The sequence below is a fragment of the Microbacterium sp. AK031 genome (genome assembly GCF_024807145.1).
Lineage (GTDB): Bacteria > Actinomycetota > Actinomycetes > Actinomycetales > Microbacteriaceae > Microbacterium.
This window is the reverse complement of sequence record NZ_JANUCA010000009.1, coordinates 104,473-121,641: the sequence shown is the minus strand read 5'-3', so window position 1 is coordinate 121,641 and position 17,169 is coordinate 104,473. Positions and strand designations below refer to the sequence as shown.

At 66.2% G+C, this 17,169-nt stretch carries 20 protein-coding genes and 1 riboswitch; of the genes, 2 read left to right on the top strand and 18 right to left on the bottom strand.

Annotated features, from left to right (window positions below):
* Positions 1-83: 83 nt before the first annotated feature.
* The 14 genes from HDC95_RS15690 to HDC95_RS15625 form a co-directional block, all read right to left on the bottom strand.
* Positions 84-1,043 (bottom strand): NAD-dependent epimerase/dehydratase family protein, encoded by a 960-nt coding sequence (locus HDC95_RS15690; RefSeq protein WP_259064571.1) that lies wholly within the window; start codon positions 1,041-1,043, stop codon positions 84-86.
* Positions 1,040-3,280, bottom strand: a complete 2,241-nt coding sequence (locus HDC95_RS15685; protein ID WP_259064570.1) for a bifunctional hydroxymethylpyrimidine kinase/phosphomethylpyrimidine kinase — start codon at positions 3,278-3,280, stop codon at positions 1,040-1,042. Before HDC95_RS15685 ends, HDC95_RS15690 begins: the two co-directional genes overlap by 4 nt.
* Entirely contained in the window at positions 3,277-4,152 is an 876-nt protein-coding gene (gene thiM / locus HDC95_RS15680; RefSeq protein WP_259064569.1) for a hydroxyethylthiazole kinase, read from the bottom strand. The genes HDC95_RS15685 and thiM overlap by 4 nt, the downstream gene beginning before the upstream one ends.
* Positions 4,143-4,237, bottom strand: a riboswitch (TPP riboswitch). Its footprint overlaps the gene before it by 10 nt.
* Positions 4,238-4,263: 26 nt before the next feature.
* Complete coding sequence (locus HDC95_RS15675) at positions 4,264-4,977, bottom strand: DUF402 domain-containing protein (RefSeq protein ID WP_259064567.1); 714 nt, start codon at positions 4,975-4,977, stop codon at positions 4,264-4,266.
* Positions 4,974-5,402: a cupin domain-containing protein gene (locus HDC95_RS15670; protein ID WP_259064564.1), complete on the bottom strand. Its 429-nt coding sequence runs from the start codon at positions 5,400-5,402 to the stop codon at positions 4,974-4,976. Before HDC95_RS15670 ends, HDC95_RS15675 begins: the two co-directional genes overlap by 4 nt.
* A 31-nt stretch (positions 5,403-5,433) precedes the next feature.
* Entirely contained in the window at positions 5,434-5,814 is a 381-nt protein-coding gene (locus HDC95_RS15665; protein ID WP_259064563.1) for a pyridoxamine 5'-phosphate oxidase family protein, read from the bottom strand.
* A gap of 13 nt (positions 5,815-5,827) precedes the next feature.
* Positions 5,828-6,217, bottom strand: coding sequence for an HNH endonuclease signature motif containing protein (locus tag HDC95_RS15660; protein ID WP_259064562.1), 390 nt, complete (start codon positions 6,215-6,217; stop codon positions 5,828-5,830).
* Between the two features lie 165 nt (positions 6,218-6,382).
* Positions 6,383-8,878, bottom strand: coding sequence for a phenylalanine--tRNA ligase subunit beta (gene pheT, locus HDC95_RS15655; RefSeq protein WP_259064561.1), 2,496 nt, complete (start codon positions 8,876-8,878; stop codon positions 6,383-6,385).
* Positions 8,878-9,918, bottom strand: a complete 1,041-nt coding sequence (pheS, locus tag HDC95_RS15650) for a phenylalanine--tRNA ligase subunit alpha (protein ID WP_259064560.1) — start codon at positions 9,916-9,918, stop codon at positions 8,878-8,880. Before pheS ends, pheT begins: the two co-directional genes overlap by 1 nt.
* Positions 9,919-9,958: 40 nt before the next feature.
* Positions 9,959-10,885, bottom strand: coding sequence for an amino acid ABC transporter permease (locus HDC95_RS15645; RefSeq protein ID WP_259064559.1), 927 nt, complete (start codon positions 10,883-10,885; stop codon positions 9,959-9,961).
* Positions 10,882-11,538: an amino acid ABC transporter permease gene (locus tag HDC95_RS15640; protein WP_259064558.1), complete on the bottom strand. Its 657-nt coding sequence runs from the start codon at positions 11,536-11,538 to the stop codon at positions 10,882-10,884. The genes HDC95_RS15645 and HDC95_RS15640 overlap by 4 nt, the downstream gene beginning before the upstream one ends.
* A gap of 63 nt (positions 11,539-11,601) precedes the next feature.
* Positions 11,602-12,519, bottom strand: a complete 918-nt coding sequence (locus HDC95_RS15635; RefSeq protein WP_259064557.1) for a glutamate ABC transporter substrate-binding protein — start codon at positions 12,517-12,519, stop codon at positions 11,602-11,604.
* A gap of 35 nt (positions 12,520-12,554) precedes the next feature.
* On the bottom strand, positions 12,555-13,304 hold the full coding sequence (locus HDC95_RS15630; RefSeq protein WP_259064556.1) for an amino acid ABC transporter ATP-binding protein: 750 nt from the start codon (positions 13,302-13,304) through the stop codon (positions 12,555-12,557).
* Positions 13,305-13,407: 103 nt separating this feature from the next.
* Positions 13,408-14,220, bottom strand: coding sequence for an RNA methyltransferase (locus tag HDC95_RS15625; protein WP_259064555.1), 813 nt, complete (start codon positions 14,218-14,220; stop codon positions 13,408-13,410).
* A gap of 85 nt (positions 14,221-14,305) precedes the next feature.
* Between HDC95_RS15625 and HDC95_RS15620 the strand changes: the two genes are divergently transcribed.
* Positions 14,306-14,728, top strand: coding sequence for a DUF2809 domain-containing protein (locus tag HDC95_RS15620; protein ID WP_259064554.1), 423 nt, complete (start codon positions 14,306-14,308; stop codon positions 14,726-14,728).
* Positions 14,729-14,795: 67 nt separating this feature from the next.
* Here HDC95_RS15620 and rplT read toward each other — a convergent pair whose 3' ends face one another.
* From rplT to infC, 3 genes are all read right to left on the bottom strand, one after another.
* Positions 14,796-15,182, bottom strand: a complete 387-nt coding sequence (rplT, locus tag HDC95_RS15615; protein WP_033106886.1) for a 50S ribosomal protein L20 — start codon at positions 15,180-15,182, stop codon at positions 14,796-14,798.
* Between the two features lie 32 nt (positions 15,183-15,214).
* Positions 15,215-15,409 carry a 50S ribosomal protein L35 gene (rpmI, locus tag HDC95_RS15610; RefSeq protein WP_017828564.1) on the bottom strand — a complete coding sequence of 65 codons (195 nt, stop codon included), beginning with the start codon at positions 15,407-15,409 and terminating at the stop codon, positions 15,215-15,217.
* A 72-nt stretch (positions 15,410-15,481) separates the two neighbouring features.
* Positions 15,482-16,108 carry a translation initiation factor IF-3 gene (gene infC, locus HDC95_RS15605; RefSeq protein WP_259064598.1) on the bottom strand — a complete coding sequence of 209 codons (627 nt, stop codon included), beginning with the start codon at positions 16,106-16,108 and terminating at the stop codon, positions 15,482-15,484.
* Between the two features lie 260 nt (positions 16,109-16,368).
* Between infC and HDC95_RS15600 the strand changes: the two genes are divergently transcribed.
* Complete coding sequence (locus tag HDC95_RS15600) at positions 16,369-16,764, top strand: DUF1844 domain-containing protein (protein WP_259064597.1); 396 nt, start codon at positions 16,369-16,371, stop codon at positions 16,762-16,764.
* 3 nt (positions 16,765-16,767) lie between these two features.
* On the opposite strand, the gene HDC95_RS15595 is transcribed toward HDC95_RS15600, so the two are convergent.
* Positions 16,768-17,166 carry a hypothetical protein gene (locus tag HDC95_RS15595; protein ID WP_259064552.1) on the bottom strand — a complete coding sequence of 133 codons (399 nt, stop codon included), beginning with the start codon at positions 17,164-17,166 and terminating at the stop codon, positions 16,768-16,770.
* Between the last annotated feature and the right edge of the window lie 3 nt (positions 17,167-17,169).

Below are 17,169 nucleotides of genomic sequence, written 5' to 3'. Positions count from 1 at the left end.
GCGAGCGTCATAGAGGCGGGGACAGCCGAAGGCATGTGGTGACAGTAGCGCTGCGGGCGCTTGGTTCGCAAATCGGAGATCGCCTACAACGCCGTGAGCAGAGCCATCTCCTGGTCCCGGGTGAGTCCCGCTCGACGCTCACGGTTCACTCCCCTGGCGCGTTCGTCATCCACGATGCGCTCGATCGTCTTCTCCAGCGGCGTCAGCGTTCCGCCTGCGGCACGATAGGCGGAGTTCGAACGTGTCGTGAATCCGCCCATGTCCACCGGCAGCCACAGTGGGAGCGAACGATCCCCCGCCCAGAACTCGACGCCTTGCGTCTCCAGCCATTGATCGTCCGCCACGACGACCTCGCCGCTGTGCGCGGTCGCCGAGCGAAAAGCATCCAGCACACGGCCGAGCTCGTGCACGTCGCCGACGGCGTTGACCGCGTCGGAGGAATGACCGTCCACCACGAACGAGACCAGATCATCGACGTCGATCACCTGCGTCGTTCGACCTTCGACGCGAGGGATGAGTACCGGGCCGTCTGCTGCGCGGTCGAACGCGGCGGCCCAGTAGCCGAAGCGATCGCTCGGATCTCCCGGCCCGACGATGAGGCCAGGACGCACGATGCGTGCGCGCTCACCGAGCGTGCGGACGGCCGCCTCGGACGCGACCTTCTGCGCGCCGTACTCGTACTCATCGCCGTCCTGCGCCGGCGCGAGGGTGTCGGCCGACTCATCCGTGCCCGGTGTGGCCTCCTCGGCGTACACCGATACCGACGAGACATAGGTCCACCGTGCGGCGCGCGCGCCCAGCGCGGCGACCGCACCGCTGGCGTGGTGCACGTGGCGGGAGACGTCGACGATCTCATCCCACTCGCCGTGCAGTTCTCCGTACGGATCCGCGTCGTCGCGGTCGGCGCGGACGAGCGCGGCGCCCTCCGGCACCGGATGAGTGCCACGGGCGAGGCACGTCACCTGCGCGCCGGTGTCGATCCACCGCGACGCGATCAGGCCAGACAGCCAGGCCGTCCCGCCGAGAATGAGCACTTTCGTCATACGCCCATCACACCATCTTCGACTCCGGCCTGGTCGAAGATCTGCTCAGGGCGGATGCTTCGCGATTCCTGATCCAACGGCTTCTGCTCCAGCGGCTCCTTCTCCAGGGGCTCTGTGAAGAATGCGAGCTCGTGGGAAGCGGAGGCTTCGAACGCGCGCAGCATCCGCTTCTTGCCTTCTGAGTCGGATGCCGCTGCCGTCGACGCCACGTACTCGATCGCCTGTCGGGTGGACTCCGCGAACGACTCATCCGCATACGTGCGCAGCCACGATGCGTACGGGTGCGCATCCGACCGTGCGTACTCGCCGAAGTGACCGTCTCCCAGACGCTGGCCGAGGTCGGTGTACAACCAGAAGCACGGAAGCAGCGCGGCGATCAACTGCGCGTAGTCGCCGCCGTATGCGGTGGATCGAAGGTGGTCGAGATACGCGATCGTCGCCGCGGACGGCGTTGCCGAGAACGTCCTGTCGCTCACTCCTTCAGCTGGTGTGAGCCATTGCGCATGCAGCTCGAGCTCGCCGACGATCGACCCGTGCGCCGATTGCGCCCAGAATGCCTGTTCTGCTGCGGTCGGGGCGAGACGTGCCGCATCGGCGAGCACACGCGCGTAGCCGCTGAGATACAGGGCGTCCTGCGCGAGGTAGTGGGTGAAAGCACTTCTGCCGAGAGTGCCGTCGGCGAGCCCGCGGACGAAGGGCAACTCATCGATGTCGGCACGGACTGCCGCGATGTGCTGCCACCACTGCGTCACGATCTCGTCGCTCGTGGGCGAGGTGTCGATGCCGCCGCGGGTGCGCAGACCGGCGAAATGGTCGATCGGTCCGTGTCCGTACCCGACCAGCAGTCCTGCACCGCCGCGCAATGACTCCCGCAGCCATCCGCGCGCTGCCACCACCGCTTCCGGCCAGTCCTTGCGCAGTGCGCGTTGAGTGGCGAGTGCGGATGACAACGAGCATCCTGTGCCGTGCGTGGCATCCGTGTCGATTCGCATGCCGGGAAACTCTCGGACAGTGGCCGTCATCGCATCCACGAAGGCATCAGGCGACTGATCCCCGCCGAGGTGACCGCCCTTGACGAGAACGGCCGCGCCGATATCGGCAGAAAGCCGCTCGGCATCCGCGATCGCTTCGGGCCAGCTGCCTGCGACCGCCGTGTCTGCGAGCACCGCGAGCTCAAGGAGATTCGGTGTGACCAGATCAGCCCGCCGGAGCAGATCGCGCAGGGCGTCCTCTGCATCCGCTTCGAGCAGGCGGTCCCCGCTCGTCGCGACCATCACCGGATCGATGACGACGATCGGCGGCCGTACGTCGTCGAGCCATGCGATGACGGTGCGGATGACTTCCGCATCGGCGAGCATCCCGATCTTCACGGCGTCGATGTCGATGTCGGTCGCCAGCGCATCGAGCTGGGCCCTGAGAAAGTCGGCGGGCGGCACGTGCACCGCGAAGACCCCCTGCGTGTTCTGGGCGGTGAGAGCCGTGATCGCCGCCATTCCGTACCCGCCGTTCGCGCCGATGGATTTCAGATCGGCCTGGATGCCGGCACCGCCCGACGGATCACTCCCGGCGATGCTCAGAACACGGGGAACGGATGCCGCGCCCCGCCACCGGCGCCGGAAATCGCGCGCCGTCGCTCGAGGGTCGGCCGCGGCGCACAGCGCCGAGACCACGGCGATCCCGGCTGCCCCGGCGTCGCGGAGCGCTTCGACATCGTCGATCGTGACGCCGCCGATGGCGATGCAGGGAAGCTCGCTCGCGGCGGCGAAGGCCCGAAAACCCTCGACCCCCAGCGGTTCCGGGTGGTCGGGCTTGGTCTCGGTCGGTCGGATCACCCCGACGCCGAGATGGTCGACGGTTCCGGGCGGCAGTGCGCGCACGGTATCGAGATGGGCGGCGGTGTTCGCGGTGAGTCCGATGATCGCGTCGGGCCCGAGCAGTTCCCTCGCGCGCTCGACTGAGACGTCGGACTGGCCCAGATGGATGCCGTCGACGCGGGCACCGCGGGCACGTGCTTCGATGGCCGCATCCAGCCGGTCGTTGACGACGAGCGCGGCTCGCCCGTCGATCACGTCGGACAGTTCCATGAGCTGCGCGACGACCTGCGCGTCGGTCGCCGTCTTGTCGCGCAGTTGGACGATGCCGACTCCGCCGGCGACGGCTTCTCGCACGACATCGATGACGCCTCGCTCGCCGCACAGTGCGGGATCTGTGACGAGATACAGCGAGAGATCAGTCATGAGACGACCTCGGCGATCGGCGCCGCGAATTCCTCTTCCACGACCCGCGCTGCAGACTCAAGGTCGGCGGGTGTCGTAGCTGCCAGTTCATCCAGGAACGCGACCGCGAAGCTGCCTGGTCCGGTGGCCGATGCGGCAGCGCGTTCAGCGGCGATCGTGTAGAACAGGGTCGCCGCCGTGACCGCGGTGAGCGGCGAGAACCGGGTCGCGCGCGCCGCGCCGAGGAATGCGGCCATGACGGCGCCGAGTGCGCAGCCGCCACCCGTGACGCGGGTGAGGAGCTCGTCGCCGTTGGCGACGCGGAAGACGCGGTCGCCGTCGGTGATGAGGTCGACCGGCCCTGAGACCGCGACGACGCTGCCGTAGCGGATCGCGAGCGCGCGGGCGGCGTCTGCCGCGGCATCCGGCGAATCCGTCGCGTCCACGCCGCGTCCGCCGGCGCTCAGCCCCGCGAGGGCGAGGATCTCTGACGCATTGCCCCTGATCGCCGTCGGGCGCTGTTCGACCAGGCGATGGGCGTGCTCGGTGCGTACCGGCAGCGCGCCGATCGCGACCGGATCGAGCACCCAGGGCGTACCTGCAGCGGCGGCGCCTGCGACGGCTTCGAGCCCGGCAGCTCGCTGCTCCGGTGTGGGCGTACCGAGGTTGATCAGCACGCCGGTCGCGACCCCGGCGAACAGCTCGGCCTCGCCGACGATGTCGACCATCGCCGGTGCCGCGCCGACGGCGAGCAGCACGTTCGCGGTGAAACCGGTGACGACGGCGTTGGTGATGCAATGCGTGAGCGGTGGCGCCTCGCGCACCGACTCGAGCAATCGCATCGCGTCGGCGACGACGGGGAGGGCGGACGGTGGGCACAGAAGATCGCTCATGGCGACATCCCTTCGCTAGTACGAACTAGATCAGGTTCGACGGGTGTGTTCTCAGCCGCTCGGCGCGGCACCCCGTGTCACTGCTCGAAGTCTAGCGATGGTGCAGGAGCGTCAGTGCGGCAGCTCGGCGAGTTGCGGGATCGTCCAGGCTGGATTCGGGCGCCAATCTACCCACTCCCGCGCGAACGCCCAGTGCCCTTCTTCGAAGGCGGCGATCGCGGCATCCGCGTGGCGGGTGATCTGCTCCGCCTCGTGTGCGGCGATGCGGCCCTGTTCGATCGCCGCTTCCAGCTCGTCCTCGTCCTTCAGGCGGATCGCGCCGGCGGCATCGATCTCGACGTCGAGCACGTGATCGGATGAGTGGGTGGCGTTGCCGCTGCGCTGGTGCGCGTTCTCGAGGTTGACGTACCAGCCGGCGAATTTCCAGTCCACTTCGGAGGTGTCGCTCCAGAACAACCAGACAGACCAGGGTGTGCCGGCAGGTGCGATGCGCAGCACGCCGTTGCCCCACCATTCCTCCACGATCCGGGTTCGCTCGACGAGCCAACGCTGATCGAGCGGAACAGTGCGGATGCGCTGCCCGTCGGGGGCACCCATCCCTTCCAGGAGAGTGCCAGGTGCCAGCCACGCGACCAGTCCCTGTTCGTCGTCGCGCACGACTCGCATCGGCGCGATGTTGGATGCGTCGCCCTCTTGCCAGCGCGGCTTGCGGTAGTGCCAGTCGATCTGCGCGCCTGGACTCAGGAACGGTGCGATGCCGGGGTCGCGGGCACCCGCGGGCGCCGTCAGCGCGGTAGGACGCGAAATGACAGCCGCCGTACTCACCACGGCATCGGTCGCTCAGGGTCGCGCGTGGCGTCGTCCGGGATGCGCGGCAACTGATCGCCTCCGGATCGGATGCAGAGCCATCGCAGCTCGCCAGGACTGTCGGGGTGTGCACGCCAGGTGCGCCACACATCCTGGCCGACCCTGATCACGGTGCCCGGCACCGCGTCCACGACGTCCTCGTCGAGTCCCATCTGTCCGCGTCCGGCAAGGAACACGTAGAGCTCTTCCACGTGGGAGTGGGAGTGCCAGTATCCGGCTTCTTCGCCCGGTTTGAGCGCGTTCGCGGTCATGCCGATGTACTGCATCGTCAACTCGTGGTCCACGACCCTGCGGCCATCGCGGGAGCGGGCTTCAACGAAACCGCCGAAGTGGTCGCGCCATTCGTCCGGCGCACCGATCTGCGTCACCTGGTAGTCGCTCATGAAGTCCTGTCTCCGTCCGTCTCACCGCCGGTCACCGTGCGCGACCAGGTCTCACCTTCGCGAACGTACACGATTCGCGTGTGCCGGCGGTCGACCGCGCCGTCCAGAATTCGATTCTGGACGGGACGAGGCGCCAGAGCACCCAGTCCGCCGGGTCGATGCCCTCATGGGCCGCGGCCGAGCGTGCGGCCAGATCTGCGTCGCTCTTTGCCCGTGATGCTTCCTGCACCGCACCTCGTACGCGCACCGCTCTGACGATCGGCTGCCACCAGAAATTCAATGCAGCGGCAGGCTGCGAGGAAAGCTGCTCGGCCTTCCGCGAGGCCCGATGGCCGGCGAAAGCCCATCCGTCGCCACTCACGTTCTTCAGGATCAACGTGTCAATGAAGGCTGTGCGCGCAGCCAGGCGCATGCAGATTCCAAGGTCATACGCTCATTCTCGCCGAGCTCCGCCAGGGGTTCGGAAAGGACACACGAGTGGACCTTGCGTTCGCGCAGGACGGATCCGCGTGCTTACTCAGAATGGTGGGGCGGTGCCCGGTGGGTGTGGTGACCTGGACTGTGTTGTCGGGTCGGCTGCGGTAGATGGCGCGGGTGAGATGTCGATGCACGTGGTCGCGGGGGCAGAGAGGTCTGAGTTCGTCGATGTCGGTGGTGCCGCCTTGTGCCCATGGGGTCTTGTGGTCGATGATCACCCGTCGGAACGCGGTCGCGTCGAGGAACAACTGCTTCGCGGTGAGCGGGTCGATCGGGTCGTGACCAACGAGCTCGGCCTCACGCGGTGGAACGGGTGCGCCTGCGAGGAGTTCGATCATCCACATCATCGAACCACAGCTCCATGAATCCAGACTAGCGTTTCTGTTCTAGTACATTACTGCGCTTGCACTCTTTTCTCGTAGTTATACTCGATAGCACGAGATGAAAGCAGAACGCCGGCACCTCCCCGAAGGAAGACGCCGGCGTTCCGAACGAAATTCGCGCTACTCGCGCAGCGTCGCCCCGAATCGCTCGGTTGCAACGGCGACACCGGCGAGCTTCGCCTGCGTCGCCTCGGCTGCGGTCAGGGTGCGGTCCTCTGCTCTGAAACGCAGCGCGAAGGTCAGACTCTTCGAACCATCGGGTACGCCCTCGCCGCGGTAGTCGTCGACCAGCCGCAGGGACTCCAGCAGCTCGCCCGCACCCTCGACGAGCGCGGTACGCAGTTCGCCCGCAGTCACAGCAGAGGGAACGACCAGTGACACATCCTGCGTCGCAGCCGGGTAGGTGGAAAGCGACGCGGCAACGACACGGGATCCGGCCTGCGACAGGATGCCGTCGAGATCGAGCTCCAGCACCACAGCGCGCCCGGGAAGAGCAGCGTCGGCCGCCACGCTCGGGTGCAGCTCACCGACGTAGCCCACCTCGGTGCCGTCGACGCTCAGCACACCGGTGCGCCCGGGGTGCAACGCCGCACGACGGCCCTGCACGACGTCGATCTCGACTCCGGATGCCACGGCGATCACGCGCACGGCATCCAGGGCTTCCGACAGCCCGAAGGCCTCGGCGTGCCGCCCGGGCTGACGCTCGGTCACGTTGCCGGTGAAGAGCGCGGCGACGTGGCGGGGCTGCGGCGGGATGGAGGCGTTCAGCTCCGCCAGCTTCTCGTCAGAGGGTCGCTCACCCAGCGGCGGCACGTCAGCGGTGCCGTACGCGGCTCCCGGCTCCGGCAGGAAGACGACTCCGGTCTCGAAGATCGCGAGGTCGGTGAGTCCGCGTGCGATGTTGCGGTGCGCGATCTGCAGCAGACCGGGGATCAGTGAGCGGCGCAGGAAGGGCGCCTGTCCATCGAGCGGGTTCGCGAGCTTGATGCTCGGAAGGTGCTCCCCCGACGCCGAGCCGTGCAGGTCGTTCTGCGCTTCAGTGGTGAAAGGGAATGCCGGCGTCTCCACGAGGCCCGCGGCAGCCAGCGCGTTCGAGACGCGACGACGACCCTGCTGAAGCGCGGTGAGTCCGCGCCCGGACGGAGGCGTCGGCAGCACAGCGGGGATGCGGTCGAGCCCGTGGATGCGAGCGACCTCCTCTGCCAGCGTCCACTTGTCCGTGAGATCGGGACGCCAGCTCGGCGGGATGATCTGCCAGCCGTCAGAGGTCTCGGTGACCTCCGCGCCGATCATCTCGAGCGCGTCGACGATCTCCTCGTCGGTGTAATCGACGCCGATGAGATCGGGGACGAACTCGGCGGGCAGCTCGATACCGTCGATGGAGACGTCGCTGAACAGCGCTCCGCCCACCTCATCGATGCTTCCACCTGCGAGCTCCACCATCAGGTCGGCCACCCGACGAGCCGCGACGAACGGCACGAGCGGATCGACACCGCGTTCGAAGCGCTTGGACGCCTCGCTGGGCAGCTTGTGCCGCCGCGCGCTGCGCGCGATCGAGATCGGATCGAAGATCGCGGCTTCGATGAGCACGTTGCGCGTCTGAGCGCCCATCTCCGTCGTGCCGCCGCCCATGACGCCGGCAAGACCGATCGGGCCCGAGTCGTCGGTGATGAGCAGGTCTTCGACGTGGAGCGTGCGCTCCTGTCCGTCGAGCGTCTTCATCGTCTCGCCATGCTGCGCGCGACGAACCGTGATGCCGCCGGAGAGCTTGTCGAGGTCGTATCCGTGGATCGGATTGCCGAGCTCGAGCATCACGTAGTTGGTGATGTCGATCAGCACGCCGAGCGAGCGGATGCCGGCGAGCGAGAGCCGCGCGACCATCCATGGCGGCGTCGGGCGGGCAGGATCGACATCGCGCACGACGCGCACGACGAACTCCTGCACCGCGGGGTTCTCGCGAAGCGGCTCAGCGTCCACCGCGATCGCAAACCCGGTGCCGGGCTCGACCTCGGACCATTCATGTTCCGCCGGGTCGCGGAAGTCCGCACCGGTCGCGTGCGCATACTCCCGTGCGACACCGCGGATCGAGAACGCGTAGCCGCGGTCAGGCGTGACATTGATCTCGACAGCGACGTCGTCAAGGCCCAGCAGCTCGATCGCATCCGTGCCGACCGGTGCGTCGATCCCCAGCGAGGACAGAACCAGGATGCCGTCGTGCTCATCGCCCAGGCCCAGCTCACGCGCCGACGCGATCATGCCGTCCGAGACATGGCCGTAGGTCTTGCGTGCAGCGATCGGGAACGGGCCGGGCAGCACGGCGCCGGGCAGGGTCACCACGACCTTGTCTCCGACGGCGAAATTGCTCGCACCGCAGACGATGCCGCGCGGCTCCGCCTCGCCGACATCGACCTGGCACCAGCGGATCGTCTTGCCGTTGGACTGCGGCTCGGCGTCGAAGGACAGCACCTGACCGACGACGACGGGTCCGGAGATCTCGAAACGGTGGATCTCCTCCTCTTCGAATCCGACGGTCACCAACGACTCGAGAATGTCTTCCGCCGTGGCATCCGGCGCCACATCGACGTACTCACGCAACCACGAAAGCGGGACGCGCATCACACCACCATCCCGAACTGCTCGCTGAAGCGCACATCGCCTTCGGCCATGTCGCGCATGTCCTGCACGTCGCTGCGGAACATCAGCCCGCGCTCGATTCCCATTCCGAAGGCGAAGCCGCTGTACACGTCGGGATCGATGCCCGCCGCACGCAGCACGTTGGGGTTGACCATGCCGCAGCCGCCCCACTCGATCCAGCGTGCTCCGCCCTTGAAGGTCGGGTGCCACAAGTCGAGCTCGGCGGAGGGCTCGGTGAACGGGAAGTAATTGGTGCGGAAGCGCGTCTTGGCTTCTGGGCCGAAGAGCAGCTTCGCGAAGTGATCCAGCGTGCCCTTGAGGTGCGCCATCGTGATGCCCTTGTCGACGACGAGGCCCTCGAACTGCGTGAACACCGGCAGATGCGTCGCGTCGAACTCGTCGGTGCGGTAGACCCGGCCGGGGCACAGCACGTAGATCGGCACCTCGCGGTCGAGCATCGACCGCACCTGCACGGGGCTCGTGTGCGTGCGCATGACGAGGTGACGATCTACCGGGTCGACGAAGAACGTGTCCTGCATCTGACGCGCGGGGTGATCGACGTCGAAGTTCAGCGCGTCGAAGTTGAACCACTCGTGCTCGAGCTCCGGTCCCTCGGCGATCTCCCACCCCATCCCGACGAAGATGTCGGAGACGTCGTCCTGGAGCTGAGTGAGCGGATGCCGTGCGCCGACGCGCGTACGCGACGATACGGCGGTGATGTCCACCCGCTCCGATTCCAGTCGCGCTGCGGTCTCGGCCTCGGCGAGCTCGACCTCACGGGCGGCGAGCGCCTTGGTGACCTGGCCACGCCCCTGCCCGACGAGCTTTCCGAATGCGGCCTTGTGCTCGGGCGCGACCTGACGCATGGACGCGTTCAGGCGAGCCAACGGCGACCCTTCGGCGACGTGCGAGGCGCGAGCGGCCTTCAGCTCAGCGGTATCGGCGGCGGCACCGATCGCCTCGAGCGCTGCGGCGACGGCGGATTCCACCGCCTCGGGCGTGATTTCGGGGGCATCAGACACGAGACATGAGTCTACCGGCGCGTAGTGCGCGCGCTGAACGTCAGCGAGTGCCGCCCGGCCCAGATCCACCCTGATCGAAGTCTCTCGGGCCCTTCTGTGCTGCGATGAGTTCGGTGTCGGTGCCCTCGTGCATCACCGCGGCGTTGTCGGCGGCGAGCGCCTTCAGCTTCGGCGAACGGCGCGTCTTGATCTCCGCCCACTTCGCGATGCCGGAGAGGATCAGACACATCACGATGTAGATGCCACCGATGACCAGCGCCGCCTGCAGTGCGGGACGCCCTTGCTGCGAACTGAGGAGCTTGGCGTAGTACAGCAGCTCCTGATAGGTGATGATGAACCCGAGCGCGGTGTCCTTCATCGTCACCACGAGCTGCGCGATGATGACTGGAAGCATGGCACGGACGGCCTGCGGCAGCAGGATAAGCGCCATCACGCCGCTCTTTCGCAGACCGATCGCGTAACCGGCCTCTCCCTGACCGCGTGGCAGGGACTCGATACCGGCACGCAGCGCCTCAGCGAGCACGGAGCCGTTGTACACCATCAGCGCGATCACCACGGCCCAGAACGGATCCACTTTCACGCCGAGCGTCGGGAGACCGTAATAGAGGATCATCATCATCACGAGCACCGGCACAGCTCGGAACAACTCCGTGATCACAGTGACGGGGACACGCACCCATGCATGGTCGGATAGGCGTCCGATGGCGAGCACGAACGCGAGCGCGAGGCTCAGCACGGCTGCCAGAGCGAAGGCGCGCAGGGTGTTCAGCAGCATCTCGCCGATCGTTGTCCACACCAGGGAGTATGTGAACACGTTCCACTTCGCCGGGCTGAACTGGTTTGTCAGCGAAAGGCGCCAGACGAGGAACGCGATCACGGCGACAACCAAAACGACCGTGACGATCGCGAGGGTCATGTTGCGACGACGGGCGCGGGGGCCCGGGACGTCGAAGAGGACAGACGTCATCGTGCGATCCTCCACCGGTTCTCGAGAGTTCGCTGCAGCCAGGTCAGCAGCATGACCAAGGCGACGAAGATGGCGGCGACCCAGAGCAGGACCTCCATAGGCGTACCAGGGCGCGTGTGAGAGTTGGAGATCGTGGATTGCAGTTGGGGCAGGACGGCGACCGAGAATCCAGCCGCGATCGTCGTGTTCTTCAGCAGTGCGATGAAGACGCTCATCATCGGCGGCACAACCGATCGGAAGGCCTGAGGCAGTACGACCTGCGTCATCACCTGGCCGAACGGCAACCCGATAGCGCGGGCTGCCTCGGCCTGACCGACCGGAACGGTGTTGATGCCGGCGCGCAGAGTCTCAGCGACGTACGTCGCGGTGTACACGCCGATCGCGAGAATGCCGAGCACCGTGTTCGACAACGTCGGCAGCGCGAGCGCGCTGTAGCCGAAGACGAAGAAGAAGAAGACGAGTGTGAGAGGAGTGTTCCGCACAAGGGTGACGTACGTCGTGCCCACAGCACGCGCGATCGGTACAGGCGACACTCGCATGGCGCCGATGACGATGCCGAGCACGAGCGCGATGATGCCGCCGAAGAAGAACACCAGCAACGTGAAGCTGATGCCCTCTCCCCATAGGTCGAGGTTGCCGAAGATGACCTCCACGGACGCTCCTTCTCTGAAGTGGCGGTGGGGAACGGACTCGCGCCCGTTCCCCACCGCTACGGATTATCCGACGGGGTCGACGGCAGGCTGTTCGACCTCGATGCCCGACTGACCGAGCGTCGAGTCGAAGATCGCCTGCCAGGTGTCGCCACCCTCTGTGAACAGCGTGTTGATGTGCTCCACCAGCGCGGTGTCGCCCTTCGGGATGCCCACGCCGTAGCGCTCTTCCGTGAACAGGCCGTCGAGCACCTTCAGGTTGTCGGCGTCCTGGGCCGCGTAGCCGATGAGGATCGCCGCATCAGTGGTGACCGCGTCGACCTTGCCGTTGAGCAGGTCATCGACGCACTGGGAGTAGATGTCGTACTCCTCCGTGTTGATCTCGGGGTAGTTCTCCTTGATGTTCGAGATCGGTGTGGAGCCCGTTGCCGAGCAGACCGTCATACCGTTGAAGTCGGAGACGTCGTTCACTTCGGTCATCTCACTGTCAGCGGAGACCAGGAAGCCCTGGCCTGTGACGAAGTACGGCCCGGCGAACTCGATCTGCTCCTTGCGGGAGTCGGTGATCGAGTAGGTGCCGACGTAGTAGTCGATGTCGCCGTTCACGAGCGCCTGCTCACGGTTGGCAGATGCGATCGGCTCGTACGTGATGTCGCTCTCCTCAAAACCGAGCGATGCCGCGATCCAGCGTGCGATCTCGATGTCGAAACCGCTGCGTTCGCCGGTCGTGACGTCGAGGTAGCCGAGGTTGGGCTGGTCTTCCTTGACGCCGATGATGGGACCGCCGCGCTCCACCATCGCGTCGTACGCCGGGCTGCCATCGAGCGTTACGCTCTCAGCGACCTCGTACAGCGGCTTGTCGCCTTCTTCTCCACCGCCGGTGTCGCCACCGGGAGTCGTGGGGCTGCCGCTGTTGCAAGCGGTCAGGGCGAGCAGCGCAACCGCCGCGATCCCGACCCCTGCCAGTGTCCGTGTGCGTCGCATTTTCGTCTCCTTGTGTGCTGTGTGTACAGAAAAGGTCAGTGTGTGAGGAGCTTCGAGAGGAAGTCCTTGGCGCGATCGCTCTTCGGGTTCGTGAAGAACTCCTCGGGTGTCGCCTCTTCGACGATCTTCCCGTCGGCCATGAAGACGACACGGTTCGCCGCCTTGCGTGCGAAACCCATCTCATGCGTGACGACGATCATCGTCATCCCGTCTTTCGCCAGGCCGACCATGACGTCGAGCACTTCGTTGATCATCTCGGGGTCCAGCGCGCTGGTCGGCTCATCGAAGAGCATGACCTTCGGATTCATCGCGAGTGCACGCGCGATCGCGACACGCTGCTGCTGGCCTCCGGAGAGCTGGGCGGGAAGCTTCGAGGCCTGCTCGGCGACGCCGACGCGTTCGAGAAGAGCCATGCCCTCCTTATCGGCATCCGCCTTCTTGAGACCGCGCACCTTGATCGGCCCCAGCGTGACGTTCTCGAGGATCGTCAGATGGGCGAACAGGTTGAAGGATTGGAAGACCATGCCGACGTCGGCACGGAGCTTAGCCAGCCCCTTGCCCTCGGCGGGAAGCGGGTTTCCGTCGATCGATATCTCGCCGCTCGTGATCGTCTCCAGACGGTTGATCGTGCGGCACAGCGTCGACTTGCCGGATCCGGACGGCCCGATCACGACGACGACCTCGCCCTTGTTCACAGTGAGGTCGATATCGGTCAACGCCTGGAAGTCGCCGTAGTGCTTCTGAACGTTCTCCACCACGACGAGGGGTGCACCAGTCTCGGTCATGTCCCCACACTAGGAGTACACCGGCGTGGGAACCAGCAACAATACCGGCGGGTTATCGAGTTGTAACCGACCGGAAACAGGAGAACCCGTCAGGAGACGACCGTCAGCGGCCGTCGGCAGCCCGCTGTGTGAAGGCGCTTTCGTACAAGCACACGCTCGCAGCCGTGGCGAGATTCAACGACTCGGCGCGACCGAAGATCGGAAGCTTGAGCACGTGGTCGGCCAGCGTGAGAGCCGACTCCTCGAGTCCTCTGGCCTCGTTGCCGAAGAGCCAGGCCGTCGGCTGTGCGAGCACGCCATCCGCTCGCGCCTGCAGGAGGTCGTCGCCCTTCACATCGGCGGCGAGCACTGTCACACCCGCGGCATGGGCCCGTTCGACCACGTCTTCGAGGTCTCCGCCGACGGACACCGGCAGGTGGAATAGGGATCCCGTCGTGGCGCGCACGACCTTGGGATTGTGGGGATCGACCGTGCGACCGGTGAGGATCACGGCATCGGCGCCCGCGGCATCCGCAGCACGGATGATGGTGCCGAGATTGCCCGGGTCACGCACTTCCTCGCAGATCGCGATCAGACGGGGTGATGCTGCGAAGATATCGCGAGCCGACGTCGGCGCCTGGCGCACGACGGCGATCACACCCTGCGGAGTGACCGTGTCTGCCATGGCGTTCAGCACGTACTCGGTGACGTACTCCACCTTGATGCCATGTGCCGTGCTCGCTGACCGCAGATCAGGATGCTTCTCCCAACCGGTCGGCGTCGCGAACAGCTCGACGATCCCTTCCGGGCGGTACGCGAGCGCCTCGCGAACGGCCTGCGGACCTTCCAGGAGGAAGAGCCCCGTCTCCGTTCGCGCGCTGCGCTTCGTCAGCTTCGCGACGGCTCGGACACGCGGGGACCGGGGATTCTCCAGCACGATCCCAGTCTAGGGACACCAGCCCCGCCCACGCACACATCCGGGCGTCGAGCCTGCGTGCAGGTTCGCTTCGTAGTGTGCCTCTGTGACCGCTCGAACCAGACGCTCCCCTGCTCGGCGCAGGATCGCGCTCGTCGCTGTGGCGGTCGCAGTGCTCGTCGCCGGTCTGCTCGTGCATCGATTCGGGTCGGGAGAGATCGGCGATATCGCGGGCGACGCCCTGTACGCGGTGCTCGTCTATCTGTTGTTCGCTATGCTGCTGGCGCGGAGTTCCCGGACGCTGCCCGCCGCACTCGCGATCATCTTCTGCACGGTCATCGAGTTCCTGCAGCTCACAGATCTGCCGCGCACCTGGGCCCTCGCGTTCCCGCCGTCTGCGCTGGTGCTCGGCTCGAGCTTCGCGCAACGCGATCTGCTCGTGTACCCGGCATCCGTTCTGCTCGCTCTGATCGTCGATGCGGCGCTCTCACGAGGCACACGACGACAGCGAGCGCAGCCACGAGGCTGACCTTCTCAGCGGTGGCATACGAAGACGGGCGCTTCCCCTGAGGGAAGCGCCCGTCTTCTGAAGATGCTTACGCAGCCGACTTCGGAGCGTTGACGTCAGAAGGCAGTGCCTTCTTGGCCGTCTCGACGAGCGAGACGAACGTCGCGGGCTCGTTCACCGCGAGTTCGGCGAGCATGCGACGGTCCACCTGGACGCCGGCAAGGCCGAGACCCTGGATGAAACGGTTGTACGTGATGCCGTTCTGGCGGGCAGCGGCGTTGATGCGCTGGATCCAGAGGCGGCGGAAGTCGCCCTTGCGCTTGCGACGGTCACGGTACGCGTAGACCAGGGAGTGGGTGACCTGCTCCTTGGCCTTGCGGTAGAGGCGCGAACGCTGGCCCCGGTAACCGGAGGCGCGCTCGAGGATGACGCGACGCTTCTTGTGGGCGTTTACCGCCCGCTTTACTCTTGCCATTTTCCTGAGTTCCTATTCCTGCGTTCGGGCGCTTAGCGACCGAGAAGCTTCTTCGCGACCTTGGTGTCAGCCTTCGAGAGCACCTGGTCCTGGTTCAGACGGCGGGTGCGACGGCTCGACTTGTGCTCGAGGTTGTGGCGCATCCCGGCCTGCTGCTTCTTCAGCTTGCCGCTGCCGGTGATCTTGAAGCGCTTCTTAGCACCCGAGTGGGTCTTCTGCTTCGGCATCTTCTCTTCCTTCGTATGGCGCCTTATCAGGCGACGGTTCAACCCGCGTTGCGGGAGTGTGGGAGGCGGGTGTTACTCCGCTGCGGCTTCCTTGGTCGGATCCGCTGTGTCACGCGTCGCGTGCGACGCCTGCTTGTTGGCCGCGCGCTGCGCGTCACGCTGAGCGTTCTGCTCGGCCTTCGCGTCCGACTTGTTCTTCAGCGGTGCCACGACCATCACCATGTTGCGTCCATCGATCGTCGGGTTCGACTCGACGGTGCCGAGCTCGGCGACATCCTCGGCGAATTTGCGCAGCAGACGAACACCCTGCTCGGGGCGCGACTGCTCACGACCGCGGAACAGGATCATGGCCTTGACCTTGTCGCCGGCCTTGAGGAAGCCCTCGGCGCGCTTGAGCTTCGTCGTGTAGTCGTGTGCTTCGATCTTCAGACGGAAGCGCACCTCTTTGAGGATCGTGTTCGCCTGGTTGCGACGAGCTTCCTTCGCCTTCTGCGCGGCCTCATACTTGAACTTGCCGTAGTCCATGATCTTGACCACGGGCGGCTTCGAGTTAGGGGCGACCTCGACGAGGTCTAGGTCGGCTTCCTGCGCAAGGCGCAACGCCGCCTCGATGCGGACGACGCCGATCTGCTCACCCGCGGGGCCGACGAGGCGGACCTCGGGGACGCGGATGCGCTCATTGGTGCGGGGATCGCTGATGCGGAACTCCTTCTAGACGATGGATTCAGCCACCGTGACGCAGTCTGCATCACGGGCGAAATCGGAATCGTCCCCCACCCACCGGCATTCAGACGCCGGCTTCGCACCCTGAACATCGGACAGTGTCTGATCTACCGGCGTGAGCCGGTGGAGTGCAAGACCCGGTAGCCTTGAACGGCAAGCGCGGGTGGGAAGTGAATCCTCTTTCGTTCCGGAGCATTACGCCCCGAAGCCCGACAAAGTCTAACAGAAGGCAAGGCATAGTGACGATTCCGGTTCAGGATGACGGCCACGACGAGCGCCACGAGCGCTGGCAGCAACAGGAAGATGCGGCATCCGCAGCCACCCGCGACATCGCGGACGTGCCCGCAGTCGAGGTGATCACCACCGCCGCCGTGCATCTCATGAGCGCAGCCGCAGTCAAGACGGGCCTCGCCGACAATCCTGATGCCGAGCTCGACCTCGACGAGTCGCGCAAACTGATCAACGCCCTCGCCGGGCTCATCACCGCAGGCGCCCCCGAGATCAGCGACATGCACGCCCGCTCCCTGCGCGACGGGCTGCGCTCTCTCCAGCTCGCCTTCCGCGAAGCATCCGCCATCCCCGACCCGATCGGCAAGGGGCCTGGCGAGAAGTGGACCGGGCCGGTCAACTGACCCTCAGGGGGTCGGGGTGATCGGTTCGGCACTGCTGGGGCCGCCGCAGACCTCGGTGGAGTGCGTCCATGCGATGTCGTGGACGGACTCCTGGAGGAGCGCGCCGGCGGCGGCGTAGACGCGAATCGTCGCCTCGTCAGGCGTGGTCATGCTCAGGCTGAACACGCCGTCCTCGTTCTGCATCGGAGCTCCCATGACCGACGAAGGCGTGTGATCCTCCCCCGGACCGGCCGAGCATCCGGCGTCCACGCACAACTGCACGAATACATCCGGCCCGAACGCCGACGCATCGACCTCGACTGTGTTGTTCCAGCCGATCGCCGGGCACTCCGTCGGCGCACACCCCGTTGTCGCACCGAGCAGCACGATCGCCAGCATCCCGACCGCGAGCATCCTGCGCATGCG

Excerpts from the sequence above, each read along its gene's own strand:
- HDC95_RS15690 (WP_259064571.1), bottom strand. The coding sequence starts at position 1,043 with ATGACGAAAGTGCTCATTCTCGGCGGGACGGCCTGGCTGTCTGGCCTG.
- HDC95_RS15685 (WP_259064570.1), bottom strand. The coding sequence starts at position 3,280 with ATGACTGATCTCTCGCTGTATCTCGTCACAGATCCCGCACTGTGCGGC.
- thiM (WP_259064569.1), bottom strand. The coding sequence starts at position 4,152 with ATGAGCGATCTTCTGTGCCCACCGTCCGCCCTCCCCGTCGTCGCCGAC.
- HDC95_RS15670 (WP_259064564.1), bottom strand. The coding sequence starts at position 5,402 with ATGAGCGACTACCAGGTGACGCAGATCGGTGCGCCGGACGAATGGCGC.
- HDC95_RS15665 (WP_259064563.1), bottom strand. The coding sequence starts at position 5,814 with ATGCGCCTGGCTGCGCGCACAGCCTTCATTGACACGTTGATCCTGAAG.
- HDC95_RS15660 (WP_259064562.1), bottom strand. The coding sequence starts at position 6,217 with ATGATCGAACTCCTCGCAGGCGCACCCGTTCCACCGCGTGAGGCCGAG.
- pheT (WP_259064561.1), bottom strand. The coding sequence starts at position 8,878 with ATGCGCGTCCCGCTTTCGTGGTTGCGTGAGTACGTCGATGTGGCGCCG.
- HDC95_RS15645 (WP_259064559.1), bottom strand. The coding sequence starts at position 10,885 with ATGACGTCTGTCCTCTTCGACGTCCCGGGCCCCCGCGCCCGTCGTCGC.
- HDC95_RS15635 (WP_259064557.1), bottom strand. The coding sequence starts at position 12,519 with ATGCGACGCACACGGACACTGGCAGGGGTCGGGATCGCGGCGGTTGCG.
- HDC95_RS15630 (WP_259064556.1), bottom strand. The coding sequence starts at position 13,304 with ATGACCGAGACTGGTGCACCCCTCGTCGTGGTGGAGAACGTTCAGAAG.
- rplT (WP_033106886.1), bottom strand. The coding sequence starts at position 15,182 with ATGGCAAGAGTAAAGCGGGCGGTAAACGCCCACAAGAAGCGTCGCGTC.
- rpmI (WP_017828564.1), bottom strand. The coding sequence starts at position 15,409 with ATGCCGAAGCAGAAGACCCACTCGGGTGCTAAGAAGCGCTTCAAGATC.
- HDC95_RS15595 (WP_259064552.1), bottom strand. The coding sequence starts at position 17,166 with ATGCGCAGGATGCTCGCGGTCGGGATGCTGGCGATCGTGCTGCTCGGT.